The sequence below is a fragment of the Rheinheimera texasensis genome (assembly GCF_964031785.1).
GTDB classification, from domain to species: domain Bacteria; phylum Pseudomonadota; class Gammaproteobacteria; order Enterobacterales; family Alteromonadaceae; genus Pararheinheimera; species Pararheinheimera texasensis_A.
The window spans coordinates 72962-88606 of record NZ_CAXIRE010000021.1; the positions used below are offsets into that span (position 1 = coordinate 72962).

The window sequence follows — 15645 nt, forward strand, 5'->3', positions numbered from 1 at the left end:
CCCCGGTTTATTTACCGCTGAAGGCGCGGTTAACGCCATTGGCGGTGATAGCTTCTAACGATTCGAAGTGGTTTTTGTGCAACCACAGGGCGCGGGCTATCGACTCTTCACTATCGTCTTCGCCTGGTAACCAATGCCGGCGCAGCGCCAGCATTTGTTCCAGCTGGTTGTTTTCCAGCGCTGCGACCAGCTCCGTTATTTTTTTACGGCAATTTCCAGTACTGGCGAGAACTCGGCGCCCAGCTCCGAAGCAATTTGCACGGCCGCACCTGGCGATTGTTCCAGTAACTTTTTCAGCTCGTCTTTTTGTGCCGGTTCGATGGTACGCATCACCAAGTTATGCGCTGACGCGGTGATGGATTCACGGCGGGCCGCTGCATCCACAAAGCTGTTGTGGTCTTGCGCCGTTACGGCAAAGCTAAAATCTGTACCTGCGATGGTTAATACGATGGTCTTTTTCATGCTGCGTCCTTATCTCTTCGGTTGTTTAATAGTTCTTTGAGGTTGTCGAAACCGTCTTTCATTTGCCGCTCGATGCGCTCACCCAGTTTCTCTACTTCAGTTTTTGGCGAGTAGTACTCGGCAACGTGCGTCTTATGGTCGCTTAACTCTTTGCTGGTCTTGTGCACCGTGCCGTATAGGTGCCCGATCAGCGGCACCATGACGGCAAGCACCAGGCTGATTAGCCCCACAATCACCAGTATCCAGTTGGTTAATTCCATGCATGCGTCCTTACTTCTGCTGGCCAGTTGGCGCCTGCGTTGCAGTGCCCATGCTTAAGGTTTTTTCCCGTTCGCTGGCGTCTTTGGTTGAACTCACCCAGTAGTACACCGCGGCCGAGACGAACGGCAGGAAGTTACCCGACAGGTACACCAGCAAATCGCGGTTTTCGGGCGGTATTGGCATGTAAAACAGCACTGCCATCTGAGCAGCCAACATCAACAGCAAAAAGATGGTGATGGCTGATGGCATCCAGTGGTCTTTATGGATGATCCGCGCCTGCTGCCGGTCCTGCAGTTCTGCTTTGTATTCATCCAATGCGATTTTTTGCAGTTCAACATGGCTTTGGCGGATCTGCTCCCGTTCAAGCGCGGCCCATTCCTGCAGCTTTAACGCGGCATTCGGGTCTTTTTTCAGCGCTGCTGACACTGCTTCAGGGCTGTTGTCAGTACCCAGTGCGCCGGCGATTTGGCTGCCGATACTCACGGCCAAGCCAGCAGGGCCACCCAGTAACGGGGCCACGGAACCGGCAATGCTTCCGACGGTGCTTGCGATATCTTTCCAGTTCATACGGTCCCCGCTTTGCAGTGTTGTTGTAGATAACTCGCTTCGCGTTGGCGGCGGGTTACGTACCTGTCGCCGAAGTTATTCAGCTCCCGGATCATGGCTACAGCGTCACCCGCTACCGCTGCACGCCAGAACGTAGGGCAGCGCCTGGCTAAATCGCCATATTGAAACGCGACGGAGGCGATCACCGTTTGCATGGCAGTCGGTAACAGGGCAAAGCCTGTTTCTGATGCGCTGTCGTACCGCTGCTGCAGCTGGTTGAGCAGCTGTTGTTTCACCGCGCTATCAATCACCTGTGCTTCATTTTCGGTTATGCGTAACGGGCTGTTGACCAGTACGGCCAGTGCTTTATTGCGTTTGTGGCCACAGTAAATGGCCAGCTTGTCGACCAGTTCGCCATGCTCTGGCAGCAGCGCGACTAAATCGCTGTCACTACGACAGCCAAGGTCAAAACCGGTGGCAATCGTTACCCCCGAACTGGAATGCTCCGGATCCGGCACATAGCCATTGAGCGCCGGGCCACCTTCTAATGACGAGATAAAACCAAAATCAACTGCTGCCATGGCCATTGCCTTTTAATATCCGAGCACAGCTGCAGCGCAGTCATTGGTGACTGCGCTGGCCGGCGTTATTGCTTAATATTCTCGATTTCTTCCGGACGCAGGTATGGCACACCATCGATGTGCACAAAGTCCGGGCTGGTGACGTCGTAAGGGATTTTGAACATGCTGGCCTGACCGCCTTTGCTGTCTAAATCCAGAATGTCTGACAGCTTGATGCGACAGCCGAACGCTTCAACTTTCACTTCGTCTTTGGCGGTTTTGCCATAGAACATGATGTCGAACGTCTGCATGGCGCGCCACGCACCAGCGCTTTTTGCTGCTGCCGAAATCAGTGCAAACTGGCTGGCATTGACATTCAATTCACCGTTTGCTGCAACGTCGCCATCGACATAGCCATCAGGGACGCCGCTGGTTTGGCTCACCGCACTGTTGTCGGTAATGGACAAAGTGGCGGTATCGACATGGATCATGATATCGCCAAGATTTACGTTAAAATTCATGCCTGATAAACGCATATTATTTCTCCTACACGCTGCTCAATCTGAAGCTGGCTAAAAGTTAAACGCTGCTTAAATCAAGCAGAATGTTCACGGTAATTTCTTTCGGTGAGTTGTAAGGCCGCACCACCATGTAGATGGTCACTGCCTTGTTGGTGGTCCAGACAATGCTGATATCTCCATCACGCGGTGGCTGAATTTCACCAGGGAACTGAGTACCTAAAATCACTGTGCTTTTGCTCATATTGCGCAGCGGCTTCATGAAGTAGGATTTGTTTAATTGGATGCTTGCCGGCGTTGAGTTCAGCGCCCGGTTCGCAATACGGCGAATGGCTAAAATGCGTACTTCGCGGCTGGCTTTGTGCACCGGGCGTAAATGCTCGATATATTGGTAATCACCGCCTGCTGCATCCAACGTGCTGCCGTCGCCCCAGTAAGTGCCTGCCAGATCCGGATACCACTGAGGTACGCTTAGGCGCGCGTTTGCCAGTGTTCCCAGCGTGGCCAGTGTCAATGGCTTCTCTGAACTGTCGACCGGTGCAGCACCCAGCCCCAATACCGCGCCTGTTGCCACCCGCATTGGGCTATCTGCGATGCTGACTCCCCGATTACATAAACGCCCAGCCAGCACACCCACGTTGTTGCCGTGTAGCAATGGCACCGGCACAATTAATGGCGCTGCAATACCAGCCTGAATTGCCACGGTGGCGGTTTCGTACTGAGCCCAGGTTTGCACTGCAGTAATGCCTGGCAGCGCCGCAATGCCAAACACAAATCTGCCATGGCTTGCTTTGAGGCTTTCCAGATAGCCGTGTTTAGCGGTCAGCGCGGCGCCTGTTGTGCTCACATCACAAAAAACCACGGCTTCAAAGCTCTGTACTTCGTTTGCTGCAGTGATGGCATCAAACACGCTTTCACCATCTGCCAGCGGGTACACTGCCGCTGTCCAGTTCTGGCCAGCGTTGAGCTGCGCTGCAATGAGTTGATCACGCAGCGGGCTATCCGCGAACGTTGCTTCTAAGTCAGTCTGGGCGCCAACACTGAACAGCTGGCTTTCTTCGGCTTCAATGCCGGCAAGGCCCACAAATAAGAAGTGCCGTTCAATGGCCGTAATATCACCCTGGCCTTGATTTAAATTGTTTACCTGTACCTTACCTAGTGACATTTTCAGCCCCTTCTATTGTCTGTTAATTTGTTCAAAGATGCTGACCAACTGCCGCTGTACGTTGTCGGTCGTATCACCAAGGAACGGTCGCGCCGCTACGGGAATGTCCCAGCGCTGTTTTTGTGGTTTGTCGCGCAATTCGCGCAAGATCAACATGGCCTGCCCTTGCCTTAGGGTTTCCATAATTTCGCGCAGGCTGGCCCGGCGGTAACCCTTACCATTGGCTTTTCTGACTTTGTACCCTTCGGCGGATAACGCCTTGGCCTGTGGGCGGGTGCACGGTGCTTTGTAATCTGGCTGCCCGTGAATTCGCGCCATTTTGTTGGCGGTCATTTTTTCGCTGCCGCCTTCCTGGTGCATGGCCGCAATTCGGCCGGTAAGCGCTGCCTTGTGTTTCAGCTCTAACCGGTTGGCGTTTTTTACATAGGGCTCTAAGGTTTTACCCAGCCGCTTTAACATCCGGTCTTTTTTACCGTTACTTCTCGGGGCAAACGCTTCACCGTCTGTGGTTGTTTGGCTTGCAATGCGCTTGCGGGCCAGTGTGCGTTCGTACCGCCCCAGCGTTTTTAAAATGCGTGTCCGCTTTGCTGCCGGCAGCTTTAACAACTGCAGCTGCATGCTGGCGCTCAGTGCCTGTTCTTTGTTCGGCGTGATAATCAGGCTCATGCGTCACCGCCTGGCACAACCTGCACGTTGATTTCTTCTGCTACGTTGATTGCAACCAGCGCCACGCTGTATCTACTGCCGTTAAACAGCACGGGGCCGTTCGCATTCGGGATCAGGTCAATGTTATCCAGCAGCTCCACTTCAATGATCACCGTGGCGTTGTCATCGCTGATTGGATCAATATCCAGTGTCGGGTCTGTAAGCCCAAGTTCATCGCGTGGCCATGCGCTATCGAGTAAAAATGCGGCCAACATGGCCAGCAGGTTGTACGGGTCAACCTGCTGATGCGGAAAGTTCTCGATGGCGATCACGGCGTTGTACTTCCACTTCGCTACCTGGTAGCCGGTGCCCAAATCTTCACCGCTTAAAATCAGGGTGCCGCCCTCTTGCCATGCATCAATGTTGTTGGCTTTGACATAGGGCTTCATGCTCAAAAGCAGAAACTCTGTCAGCTGCTGTAACTGGGTTTTGGTGGCGCTCATAACGAATGCACCCCCGCACGGCCAAGCCCTAGCAACAAACGCACAGAACGGTTTGATTGCGCCAATATTGCATCTTGTTGTGCTGTGTCTGTGGCTTTGTTATTGCCGGCTTCTTTTTGGTCTACAGCGGAAAAATAACCCAGCAAATCGGCATGCGAACGGGCATATACTGCGCCGCGGTAAATGCTGATTTGCTGTTCACTGAAATCAGGAACTAAGCCAATGCCCAGGGTGAAAGTGACATCCGTGTCAGTGCCGACGTTTCTAACAAAATTAATTATTTGCTGCTGGACCTCCGCGACACTGCGGTTGATAGCGTCAGCGATGGTGGCTTCTTCAAAATACTCAGGGATGCGGCGGTGCTGACGAAATTCGCAGGTTGACAGCACTGGCCAGCCGCTTGCGTCATCAATATCGATGCTTTCTTGTGCCGGTGACTGAAAACCAAATCCGCTCATGTCTTGCCCTTGCAGTTGAATAGGTTCAGTGCGGTTAACGTCGACGTGGTTTTTAGCAGTCGCCTGCTAAACACTCAGTTAGCGCACTGGAGGGTTGGAGCCTGTTTTACTCCGGCTCGCTTTCGCTCTGCCGGTTTAACTCTTCAATTGCCCGCAGTCGCATGGCAATTTTGTTTCTGACCGTTTTTACCTGGGCGTGCTTATGCAATTCCGCCGCTTTTTCTAAAAGCTGATCGGCTCGCTTAAGCCTGTCGACATCGCCAATGTGGCTTGGGGCAATGTCGCCGTTTTTTGCCCGTAATAAGGCAAGGCCGGCGAATTTGTAAAACTTTGCGGTAACGGGTTCTGGTAGTTTCCACTGCCCAACCACCCGGTTAAACACGGTGCCGAAATAGGGTTCGATGCTGTGGCCGTGCTCAGCTTGCAGCTCTGCCCAATCAAAAACAGTGTCTGCGATGAAACCAGGCCATTTTCTGCGGATACTGCCGGCCATTGGCTGGCCAAGTTCAATTGCAGTAAAGGCAAATTCGATGGCTCTGCCGAGATTGCCGATGTCGAAAAGCCAGACAGTGACATAAGCAAAAATGGGATGATCCGTAACAGTTTTTTCATGGTCTTTTTCCTTTCGTTCATTGAGGTATGCTTCGACGATTGGCAGCCACTTCGGCAGCAACACGTCGCGTTTATGGGCGATTTTGTCCGCACGTCGGTCAAAGGCTTTTAGCCTTTTGAGGTCTGCATCCAGTTCAATCAGCTGTAAATGCAGGCTTGGCGCGTGCTGCGCGTTACCGGTTAGCCTGACTTTTTCAAGTTGCTTTTCCGCGGTGCGGCTTTCCCGCCACGCGAGGATTTTGGCGCCTCCAACGGCTTTTTTAATTCAGCGGTCGCCTCTTTTAATTCAGCAGTTACCTGGCCGATATCTTCAGCGCTGTACGCTAACTGGTTGGCTGTGTCTTCCAGCCCACCCGCTGCGCTGCTGATTTGATCGGCTGCACCTGAAACTGCATCTGCCGCACCTTCGACGGTGCTGGCGCTTGATTCAATGTCTGTGGCTGCGCGTTCTAGATCCGCTGTCACTGTGTCGTTTTGCGGTTCTGCTACGGTGATTTTTTCAATTTCCCCGCTGGCAGATATTTGAACATATGCAGTAACGGTTTTGTCATCACCACTGGCTAAATCAACGTTCATTTTCACTACATAAAAACCGTCGATAATTGCCTGGCGCCCTTCTTCCAGTGCTTCTTGCGCATCACAACCCAGCAAGGCTGCCAGCAACTGCAGTGCTTCATTTTCCGGCACTGGCGTTTCGGCCGAGGCATCGCCGGCAGTGTTGTTTTGTAATTCGCGCTGCGCTTGACGGCGTTTTTTAAAGTCTGCAATGGCACTCATGGCGATTCCTGCTGGTTTGTTGCTGCTAAATATTGTTCGGTTAAAATGCCAGGCACTAACAAGCGCCTGGCGTTGCTACTGCTACCGGTTAAGGTTTAGGGCCGATGTTGACCGCTGATTCATCTACAGCGCCGTAGGCCAGATATTCGTCCACCGCGTAACCTTCAAAGCGCCAGTATTTGTCTTCCCAGCGTTTGCGGTCTTCCACGTTTTCAGATTTGCGCGACCGGGTGCCTTTTTGGGTGTAGCAGTGCAGGTTTTGCAACATGGTGACCACGATGCGTTTGCCTGGGAAAAATGGCGGTGTGTAAGCTTTCAGGCCACCGATAGATTTATCCATCATCTGGGCGGCAACGCGCTCAGTTGGCTTGTCTGCCTGATTCATCAGTTTGATTTGTGCAGCGGCGATTAAGTCGCTACCCACCAGCACCACCAGGCGCGGATCGTTGCGGAACTGCTCAGGAATGAGCGTTAGCTTAATTTCGGTAACAATGGCATCCAGCGTTTTATATTCGCCAGCGGCCAGTACACCTGTTTCATCCGGATTGAAGTAGATAGGGTCAGTCATGACCTGATCCGGTGCTTTTTCTTTTACCAGCTGATGCCAGCCTTTGTTCACGTCCTGACCTAACGGATTGGCAACTGGATCCGTGGTTGCGGCTGCAGATGTGCCGTTAAAACCAACGCGCAGAATGTCTAACGCAAAACGCATCGTGGCGTTTTCACTCATTAACCGCATAAACTCGCGTTCTGTGCCAGCGTTCGCCCACACAGCCAGTGTTGCCCATGGTACAAAGGCGCATGAGTCGGTTTCTTTCAGTTCGTAGTCGTTGCCGTCAACGCCCTGGCCTGTGGTAAAACGGCCTGTAGCGCTCCGGCCAGTGGCGATACCGGTATTGCCCACACTTACGACCTGACCTTTAATCTGGTCAACGTCCATTAATGTGATCAGTTTTAAAAACTCAACTGAATCCAGAATGGCGGCGCGTAATTTGGTTTCCATTGGACCTGTCACAGCAAACTGTTTGCTGGAGTCCGGAGTGTCGTAGGCTTTGGCCAGCTGACTGCTGTAAGCCATTACGCAGGCTAATGCGGCTTTAGTTAAATTCATCTTGTTCTCTCGCTGCTAATTTTTACAAAGGTTTAAGTGCTGATCGTTTTGCAAATGTCAGCGATTAAACGACCGCGTACGTTTCACCACCACCCGCTGGGTCTGGCTTTTGGCCCGGCGCTTCCTGGCTCATTTCTTTGAATTTGGTTTCCAGTCCGTCAACTTTTGCTACCAGGCCAGTCAGGCTGGTATTCAGTTGGTTGAACTGCTCAGCGGTAATGCCTGTGTCGGCAGGTTTATCCGCTGGTTTGTCTTCGACTTTGTCAGCAGGCTTTTCTGCCGGCTTATCACCTTCCGGTGCTTTGCTGAATTTGGTTTCCATCTCTGAAACCTTATTTTCAATGCCGCCGACTTTAGCCATCAGCGCGTCAAATTGTTCTTTGGTCATGGGTTCTTCCTCGGTGGTGACTGTTGCCGGATCAGGCGTATTAAATTTTTTGATGGCGTCGCTAATGGCTTTACCAAGTTCGGCAAACAAGCCCTTTTCCGTGGCTTTATGTTGTTGGTTTGGTTCTTTGATGAAGTCGGTGCTTAACAGCTCTTCCAGTTGGCTGACTTCGTGATCAAAGTCGTTTTCGCCCACTGAGAATTTCAAACGCGTGGTACCGGTTGATGCTGGGGAGTCTGTAACCGCAATGCCTTGCAGGTAGGCTTTTCCCGTTCCTTTGTAGTCGATGTTTGGTTCAATCGACATAAACAGCTTTTGGCCGTCTTTGTTGGCAGCCAGCAGATAATCGTTGGCAGTTAATTTGATGTATAGGCGCAGTTTCCCGCCATGGGTGGCGGCTTTTACTTCGTCAACAGTGCCCCAGTTCTTACCTTCGAACGGTCCCCATGAGGAACGGAAATGTTCCGGCCAAATCAACGCTGTGTACTCTTCGGTCGAATAAGATTCGGCCATTTGCTGGATCCACTCTTTGGTGATTGTGCGGCCGTCGACTGTTGCTCCTTCGGTTGCTGCGATTACCCACCCAGTTTGTTTTCCTGCCATGTGCCTGCTCGTTTTAACTGAAAAATACCTTTGAGGCCTTAAGCTTAAGGCGTTGTAAATGGTTAATCACGGGGCGTTGTTCTTGGAGGTTCCGATTTTAGAATTATCAGAATGTGCAGGAAAATTAGTTAGTTAACCCATCCTTTGCAGACAATACACTAGCTGTATTGTGTCAGTTAACCCGGCAAATTTCCGCTTTTATGGCCTACTCTCCCGAAATCCGCGAATCAGCAAAACGGCTGTATTTGAAGCGCTGGACGCCCGACGAAATTCGTGACGACCTAGGGCTGCCAAACAACCGCATTGTGTATTTTTGGGCCGATAAGTACGGCTGGCGTGATTTGCTGCGTGAGGAAGAAGTAGACGAGGCCATCGCGCGCCGCATCGTGGTGCTGACTGACATCCCAGATAAAACCGGCAACCAGATCAAAGAACTGGACATGCTGATTAACCAGCATGTCCGGCTAAAGAAACAGCGGATTGATGCAGAGCGCAAAACACACGCTGAAGAGACTGGCCATCAGCAAAGCGACAAACGCAACGATGTCGGCAGTAATGCCAGCGGTCAGGACAGCACAGAAAAGCCCGGAGCCAAACGCAAAGGCCGCAAAAAGAAAAACGATGTCAGTGAATTAACCGCCGAAGATTTTGCAACCTGGCACGATACGCTGTTTGGCTATCAAAAAACGATGCACCAGAATCTGGGGCAGCGGATCCGGAACATTTTAAAAAGCCGACAGATTGGCGCCACTTACTATTTTGCCGGTGAGGCGTTTGAACAGGCCACGTTGACCGGCGAACCGCAGATATTCCTTTCGGCATCGCGCAGCCAGGCAGAGGTATTTCGCAGTTATATTATCGCCATTGCTCAGCAGTTCTTTGAAATTGAACTGACCGGTAACCCGATTGTGCTGCACACAGCCAAAGGCGATGCCGAATTGCGGTTCCTCAGTACCAACAGCAAAACTGCCCAGTCATACCACGGCCATGTTTATATCGATGAATACTTCTGGATCGGTAAATTCGACGTCCTGAACAAACTGGCGTCGGCGATGGCCACCCACAAAAACTGGCGCAAAACCTACTTTTCCACGCCATCGACCAAAGCCCACCCGGCGTACCCATTCTGGACCGGTGACCACTGGCGCCAAGGCAAACCCGACCGCGAACAAATTGAGTTCCCCAGCTTTGATGCGCTGCGCGACGGCGGCCGGCTGTGTCCGGATAAGCAATGGCGCTATGTGGTTACCATCGAAGACGCCATAGCCGGCGGCTGTGAACTGTTTGATATCGATGAACTGCGCGACGAATACAACGGCGATGACTTTGCCAACCTGTTTATGTGTGTGTTTGTCGATGACGCCGACAGCGTATTTAAGTTTGCAGATCTCGAAAAATGCATGGTCGACGCGGCCCGCTGGCAAGACTACAAACCGGCTGCGCCCCGGCCATTTGGGAACCGCGAAGTGTGGCTCGGTTACGACCCATCCCGCACCCGGGATAATGCAACCTTGGCGGTAGTCGCACCAGGCGAAACCAAAGGCGAAAAATTCAGGCTACTGGAAAAGCATTACTGGCGCGGCCTGAACTTCTCCCACCACGTCAGCGAAATCCAAAAGATTTATGCCAAGTATCGTGTGACTTATATCGGCGTGGATACCACCGGTATTGGCTCCGGCGTTTTCGATTCCATCAGCACCCTGTACCCGCGTGAAGCTACAGCCATTCACTACAGCGTATCGAGTAAAACGCGGCTGGTACTGAAAATGGTCGACGTGATTGAGGGCGGCCGCATTGAATGGGATGCATCCCACAAAGACGTGGCTATGAGCTGCCTGGCTATTCGCCGCACCGTCACCGACAGCGGCGGCGCCATTACTTTTAAAGCCAGCCGGGACAACGCCACCGGCCACGCTGACATATTTTTTGCCATCGCCCACGCGGTGATTAACGAGCCCCTTAACCACGAACATCAAAGGAAATCCTCATGGTCGATACCCAACTAACCGCCCCTGATCAGCTAACTGCTGAAGAGGATAAAAAGCCCGGCACCGTGGTTTTTTCCATGCCTGAAACCGTGATGCCGAAAATGTGGCTGACTGACTACGATTCTCTGTACTACAACCAGCACGACGATTACTGGGAACCGCCGATAGACCGGCACCTGCTGGCGAACCTGCCACGGCGCAATGCCCAGCATGGAGGCATTTTGCAAAGCCGCGCCAATATGGCGGCAGCGCGGTATAAATCCGGCGGTATGAGTGCGCAGGAAATTGGTTCTGCATTTTTAAACCTGATCCAGTTTGGTGATGTGGCTTTACTAAAGATCCGCAACGGCTTTGGCAAAGTGCTTGGCCTATTTCCGCTGCCCAGTTACCGGTCCCGTGTGACCGAAGACGGCGGCTGTGCGGTGCTGGAACGCGATCGGCAAATTAAGCGTTACAAACCCAAAGATATTATCTGGTGCCGGATTTACGACACTGTGCAGCAGGTTTACGGCTGCCCTGATTACCTAGGCGGTTTGCAGTCTGCCATGCTCAGCGAAGATGCCACGTTGTTCCGCCGTAAGTACTACATCAACGGCGCCCACATGGGCTTTATTCTGTATGCCACTGATCCGAACCTGGACCCAGCGGTCGAAAAAGAGCTGAAACAAAAAATTCAGGACTCAAAAGGCGTCGGCAATTTCAATTCGCTGTTTGTAAACATCCCGAACGGCAAAGAGAAAGGCATTCAGATTATCCCGGTCGGCAACTTTGAAAGTAAGGATGAATTTAGCCAGGTGAAGTCAGTCAGCGCGCAGGATGTGTTTAACGCTCACCGCTTCCCCGCCGGCCTTGGCGGTATGATCCCCACCAACACCGCAGGCCTTGGCGACCCGACCAAATACAACGAAGTTTATTTTGAAAGTGAAACCAAGCCACTGATTAATATTCTGGTGGATGCGGTAGCTCGTGATCCTGAAGTGCCGGCAAATGTACGGCTGGTGTTTGATATGCAGGCAAAGGCAGCGCCGGCAGTTTGATCACCGCTTTGTCCCATAATGAGCGAAGCCCGCATTGCGCGGGCTTCTCTTTTTTACTTTGCACATGAGCGATCATGTTAATTGAGCCACCATGGCAGTCTTTCCTTGTTTAAACGTTCCCTTTTGAATTTTTAATCCACTCCTTTAAACGGCGTCTATAGACTACGCCGCTTGATGCCCTTTTAACTTTTCTTCAGCCTGATACGTTTTGTAATCAGCTTCCAAGTTAAACAGCATCTTGATTGACAATCCAAAGGCCCGATGGATCTTTGCTGCCATATCTGCGGTTAAATCACCGCCTTTCACCAACCGGTTTACAGTTGATGCTGCACAGCCGAGCGTTTGCGCGGCCTGATTCTCACTAAGGCTTTTACGGGTTAAAAAGTCGGCGAGAAAAAGGCCAGCGTTACGCGGCGTGACATTTGTCAGTTGCGTCAGTTCGCTTAGCGTTAGTTCTCTGTCCATACCCCTCTCCAGTGTTGCTCCGTTGAATTTAAAACATCTTATGTTAAGCTGAGTGAAAGCGCCCTTATCGGGCGCATCACCTAAAAGTACCGTGTCATTGTTACTTTCAATTTATTGTCTTCCGTTAAGGTGGCTACCAGACTTCCCACAGTCATTTGGTAGTTTTCCTTAACTGGAAGAGTAAACCCTTCCAGCGTCACGTCTATCAGTTCCAGCCCTGTGTTTGCAAAGTCCGCTATCGTTGGTGCCGCAATCATTTCTTGTAACGCGGTAACAAGATATCGTTTTGCATTCTCAGGTAGTTCTACTAGCGCCTGCCTGAAGGGATCATCAGCTATGATCAACATAAAATGTCCCTCTTAGGTTAGTGCCGGCATTGCTGTCGACAAAAGAATAATACTCTAATTGTGCGTTGTGCGCAATGCGCACAAGGAAATTTTATGTTTATTCTTTGACCAATTCAAAACGCCAGCTCCTGCTGCAATTTTTTGCGTTGCTCTGGTGACAGCGCCCTGGCCAGCGCAGCGACAACTTCGGTGGCCGTCTTCGCTGATGGACTGATGGTGTGTGAAAACGATACGTTGGTAACGAAAGTGTGGCCGCACTCCGGATCCTTGCATGAACAGTACAGGTTTGTAACAGCTACGCTGAGCCGGTCAGTTTTCCCGATCACCGCTTTTTGGCCGCACACTGTGCACAATATCCGCATGAGTTACCCCTTTACTCGCTGCTGGCTAACAGCGCAGCAAGAATTGCTTGTTTTTCCGGTTGCGGTAGTTCTGAAAAGTTTTTTGCCCATCGAGCAGCCTTGCGCTGTATTCTTTGCCGGTCAGTGGCATTTTTACCGGCATAGCGGTGGTAATGCACTTTACCTGGCTCAAAGTTGCACCAGACTGTCTCTGTTCTAACTCCGCCTCTGGTCATGGCCTGAAAATCCTTACTCCACCAGTCGGCTAATGTTTTGTCGTATATGTCGTTTCTGTAGCCAGACAAGATCACGAACGCAGGTACCTGCTTCAAAATTTCCAGCAGTTCTCGGTGCTGTGCATCCGTTAACTCATGTTGATATCTGGCATTGCTTGTTCTGGTGCTGTGCACATATGGCGGGTCACAATAAATCAGGGTTTTTCCAGCTGCAGCGTAGTCAAAATCAGCTAAAAAACTGAACGCATCTCCTACAAATAATTCTGGTACCACGTAGTCAGCACCGTCTATTTCCGGTGCACCATAGTCAAAACCGTTTACGCACTGCTCGTTTTTATCTATGCCAATACTGCGTTTGGCTGGCGCTTTCCGACGCATCACTGCGCCAGTGCCTAAAAACGGCTCGATATATGTTTCATGTGGTGGCATCAGATTGATAATGGCCTGATAAACGCCACTGCCATTTTTTGCGCCTAAGTAGCTAACAGCTGCTGACATAGCTACCCCTAACTATTCTGGCCAGCGTAGTCAGGTTTGACTGCGCTCGATTGAAGTTGGATTTGACTATTCGTGCCGGCACCAGGTGCCATAGACAAATCTGGCTTTTTCTTCCGTCGACGTACCACAAAATTCACGCGCTGGCTTGGGTGCGGCGGTTCCGGCACTTGTTCCAGGTTGCCGTAACGCAATTTCCAGCGCTGGCCGTCGATGTTGACCGTACAGCCTCGCTGCAACAGAGTCATTTCCTCCGGCCCAATCCCGTAAAGATGGGATTTTGGCGGTGGATTTGGCGTTATGCTTTGATTTCCGGCCGATTTTGAGTCCGTACAGTTAACGCCACAAGTCCAAGATTGTCTGGCTGCGCCAGACTTAACAGCGTTCCGACGCATTTCCCACTTATGCGGTCGCGTCAGGGCAAAGCCTTTTTCGGCTTGCAAACCCTTTATTCGTTTGACCGCTTCGCCATATTCGTTGCCGTATGGCGTGACCTCGTATTTTATTTCGGTTGTCATGGTGCGCAGCGCTCTGATGAAATTTACAAAGTCGTTGCTTTCAGCCGCCACGCGCAATTGTTCCAGCTCTTTTTGATGCTCTTCGGTGAAGGCTTCGCGCACCCGGCGGATTTCGCGGTATGACGTGATCGGATCACAGCCCTGAAACTGAAACTGCCGGATATTCCAGACACTGGCCCACGTTTTTACGTTCATCACGCCGTCACCCAGCGTTTTGCCGGTTTCGCTGTCAATCAGATCGGCAACTTCAAAACCGTTGATGTTTTTGCTGATGTACTTGGCGATATAGGCTGATGCGCTGCCTTTGCTGGTATCGATATATTCCGCGTCAAAGCGCGGCTGGAATGGGTAGTGAAACTTGCGCGGCTCGGCGACTTTCTTGCCTTGCGATTTTTGATAACCCCACTGCTGGCGCGCCCTGCGGTATAACTTGCTCAGTGCCTTACGCTTTTTAAACCGGTCCATTAACTCGCCGATTTCTTCCTGGCAGAAGTACCAACGGATGCAGCGGCAAATGGCTTTCAAATCCTGCTTTGGTGCAAACAACATCATGTGCCAGTGTGGCGTCGCATCTTGGTGCGGCTCTGATACCCGTACACCAAAATATTTGGCATCCAGCCGTTTCAGCTTTGCCCGTGCTTTGGCCCATGTGTCGACCAAATAGGCGTTGGTGTCTTTTGGGGTGCTGCCGTTCCAGTTTGCCGCGTTGGCGTGAAACTTTGCCGGCGCAGTCACTGTGATAAACACCGCTGAAAAGCCGATTTCCTCCGCCCACTCTTCAATGCCGCGGATGCGTTTCATTAATTCTGCCCGGGCGTTTTCTGGGTTGGCGGTACTGGCTTCAATGGCATTGATCAGCGCCAGTTCGTCGCCGCACTCGTTGATCAGCGTTAACGATTCAGCCCAGCGGCGCTGCGCTGCTTTATCACGAACAAATTCCGCAATGGCGCGTTTGCTGGCATAGGCGCTGACGCCTTTGCCGACATTACCCTGGATGATTTCCAAGGTTTCCAAATGCTGCCGGCGCAGTTTAAGCAACTTTCGGCGCCACCACTTCGGGCACTGCAGGCGCAGCAGCGCGCATTCTTTGGCTAATACGTCGGTTTCCATACCCCACAGCGGCGGCGTGACATGCGGCAGGCGTTGCAGACTGAGTTTGCAGACCGTTTCATACACCTTTTCCACGCGGATTTCGTGGTCATCGTCACCGGTTAAACCTTCGGCGGTTTTAATCATGTCCTCAAAACACAGCATGGCCAATTCGTCGGCCAGTTTTTTGGTGCGGTCTTTTTGATTGATTACTTTTGCCGGAATTCTGAACTGCTGCAGGTACAGCAATTTGCGCCCGTACTGCTGGCGCTTTTTGCTGGCTGCTTTGCGAAAAGCAAGGTTGTTCTCTTTGGTTGGATTGTCTTTTGCTGCCTGCGCCAAAGGCCAAAGGCTGTGCACCATTGGCTTTGGCAGCCCGCGCAGCATCTTTTCCACAAAGCGTTTTTGGTCACGGTTAAGGACTGGGCTTAAATGCATGGACAGATCACCGACTTAATCAAACTACCTAACGCAGAGAAAACAAAAACTGAAAAATAAGCGCAAACAGTCAGAACCAGCA

Annotated in this window: 20 protein-coding genes; 2 read left to right on the forward strand and 18 right to left on the reverse strand. The window is 51.6% G+C overall.

Annotation, left to right across the window (positions count from 1 at the left end; all coding sequences use genetic code 11):
• Nucleotides 1-7: 7 nt before the first annotated feature.
• The 14 genes from ABNT34_RS11815 to ABNT34_RS11880 all read right to left on the reverse strand — a co-directional run bounded on the left by ABNT34_RS11815 (nt 8) and on the right by ABNT34_RS11880 (nt 8609).
• The gene (locus ABNT34_RS11815) at nt 8-154 is read right to left on the reverse strand and encodes a hypothetical protein (protein ID WP_348731855.1); all 147 of its coding nucleotides are present in this window, start codon (nt 152-154) and stop codon (nt 8-10) included.
• A gap of 41 nt (nt 155-195) precedes the next feature.
• Nucleotides 196-462: a putative phage tail assembly chaperone gene (locus ABNT34_RS11820; protein ID WP_348731857.1), complete on the reverse strand. Its 267-nt coding sequence runs from the start codon at nt 460-462 to the stop codon at nt 196-198.
• Complete coding sequence (locus ABNT34_RS11825) at nt 459-722, reverse strand: hypothetical protein (RefSeq protein ID WP_348731859.1); 264 nt, start codon at nt 720-722, stop codon at nt 459-461. The genes ABNT34_RS11820 and ABNT34_RS11825 overlap by 4 nt, the downstream gene beginning before the upstream one ends.
• 10 nt (nt 723-732) lie before the next feature.
• Entirely contained in the window at nt 733-1290 is a 558-nt protein-coding gene (locus ABNT34_RS11830; protein ID WP_348731861.1) for a hypothetical protein, read from the reverse strand.
• Nucleotides 1287-1850, reverse strand: a complete 564-nt coding sequence (locus tag ABNT34_RS11835) for a pesticin C-terminus-like muramidase (RefSeq protein ID WP_348731863.1) — start codon at nt 1848-1850, stop codon at nt 1287-1289. The genes ABNT34_RS11830 and ABNT34_RS11835 overlap by 4 nt, the downstream gene beginning before the upstream one ends.
• A gap of 65 nt (nt 1851-1915) precedes the next feature.
• The gene (locus ABNT34_RS11840) at nt 1916-2365 is read right to left on the reverse strand and encodes a phage protein (RefSeq protein WP_348731864.1); all 450 of its coding nucleotides are present in this window, start codon (nt 2363-2365) and stop codon (nt 1916-1918) included.
• Between the two features lie 43 nt (nt 2366-2408).
• Nucleotides 2409-3512 carry a DUF2586 domain-containing protein gene (locus ABNT34_RS11845; RefSeq protein WP_348731866.1) on the reverse strand — a complete coding sequence of 368 codons (1104 nt, stop codon included), beginning with the start codon at nt 3510-3512 and terminating at the stop codon, nt 2409-2411.
• Between the two features lie 12 nt (nt 3513-3524).
• A complete protein-coding gene (locus ABNT34_RS11850) occupies nt 3525-4178 on the reverse strand; it encodes a phage virion morphogenesis protein (RefSeq protein ID WP_348731868.1) in 654 nt (217 codons plus the stop codon).
• Complete coding sequence (locus tag ABNT34_RS11855; protein ID WP_348731870.1) at nt 4175-4660, reverse strand: phage tail protein; 486 nt, start codon at nt 4658-4660, stop codon at nt 4175-4177. The genes ABNT34_RS11850 and ABNT34_RS11855 overlap by 4 nt, the downstream gene beginning before the upstream one ends.
• On the reverse strand, nt 4657-5118 hold the full coding sequence (locus ABNT34_RS11860) for a head completion/stabilization protein (protein WP_348731872.1): 462 nt from the start codon (nt 5116-5118) through the stop codon (nt 4657-4659). Before ABNT34_RS11860 ends, ABNT34_RS11855 begins: the two co-directional genes overlap by 4 nt.
• Before the next feature lie 106 nt (nt 5119-5224).
• Nucleotides 5225-5995, reverse strand: coding sequence for a phage terminase small subunit (gene gpM, locus ABNT34_RS11865; protein ID WP_348733710.1), 771 nt, complete (start codon nt 5993-5995; stop codon nt 5225-5227).
• Nucleotides 5911-6507: a hypothetical protein gene (locus tag ABNT34_RS11870; protein ID WP_348731874.1), complete on the reverse strand. Its 597-nt coding sequence runs from the start codon at nt 6505-6507 to the stop codon at nt 5911-5913. Before ABNT34_RS11870 ends, gpM begins: the two co-directional genes overlap by 85 nt.
• A gap of 88 nt (nt 6508-6595) precedes the next feature.
• Nucleotides 6596-7618 carry a phage major capsid protein, P2 family gene (locus tag ABNT34_RS11875; RefSeq protein ID WP_348731876.1) on the reverse strand — a complete coding sequence of 341 codons (1023 nt, stop codon included), beginning with the start codon at nt 7616-7618 and terminating at the stop codon, nt 6596-6598.
• Nucleotides 7619-7682: 64 nt separating this feature from the next.
• Nucleotides 7683-8609, reverse strand: a complete 927-nt coding sequence (locus ABNT34_RS11880; protein ID WP_348731878.1) for a GPO family capsid scaffolding protein — start codon at nt 8607-8609, stop codon at nt 7683-7685.
• 200 nt (nt 8610-8809) lie between these two features.
• Here ABNT34_RS11880 and ABNT34_RS11885 point away from each other — a divergent pair, with 200 nt between their 5' ends.
• Together ABNT34_RS11885 and ABNT34_RS11890 are read left to right on the forward strand one after the other, a co-directional pair.
• A complete protein-coding gene (locus tag ABNT34_RS11885) occupies nt 8810-10615 on the forward strand; it encodes a terminase family protein (RefSeq protein WP_348731880.1) in 1806 nt (601 codons plus the stop codon).
• Nucleotides 10597-11634 (forward strand): phage portal protein, encoded by a 1038-nt coding sequence (locus ABNT34_RS11890; RefSeq protein WP_348731882.1) that lies wholly within the window; start codon nt 10597-10599, stop codon nt 11632-11634. The genes ABNT34_RS11885 and ABNT34_RS11890 overlap by 19 nt, the downstream gene beginning before the upstream one ends.
• Nucleotides 11635-11796: 162 nt before the next feature.
• On the opposite strand, the gene ABNT34_RS11895 is transcribed toward ABNT34_RS11890, so the two are convergent.
• The 4 genes from ABNT34_RS11895 to ABNT34_RS11910 form a co-directional block, all read right to left on the reverse strand.
• Nucleotides 11797-12099, reverse strand: coding sequence for a helix-turn-helix domain-containing protein (locus tag ABNT34_RS11895; protein WP_348731884.1), 303 nt, complete (start codon nt 12097-12099; stop codon nt 11797-11799).
• A gap of 80 nt (nt 12100-12179) precedes the next feature.
• Nucleotides 12180-12446, reverse strand: a complete 267-nt coding sequence (locus ABNT34_RS11900) for a hypothetical protein (protein WP_348731886.1) — start codon at nt 12444-12446, stop codon at nt 12180-12182.
• 373 nt (nt 12447-12819) lie between these two features.
• The gene (locus tag ABNT34_RS11905) at nt 12820-13521 is read right to left on the reverse strand and encodes a DNA adenine methylase (RefSeq protein WP_348731887.1); all 702 of its coding nucleotides are present in this window, start codon (nt 13519-13521) and stop codon (nt 12820-12822) included.
• An 8-nt stretch (nt 13522-13529) separates the two neighbouring features.
• Nucleotides 13530-15563: a replication endonuclease gene (locus tag ABNT34_RS11910; RefSeq protein ID WP_348731889.1), complete on the reverse strand. Its 2034-nt coding sequence runs from the start codon at nt 15561-15563 to the stop codon at nt 13530-13532.
• Between the last annotated feature and the right edge of the window lie 82 nt (nt 15564-15645).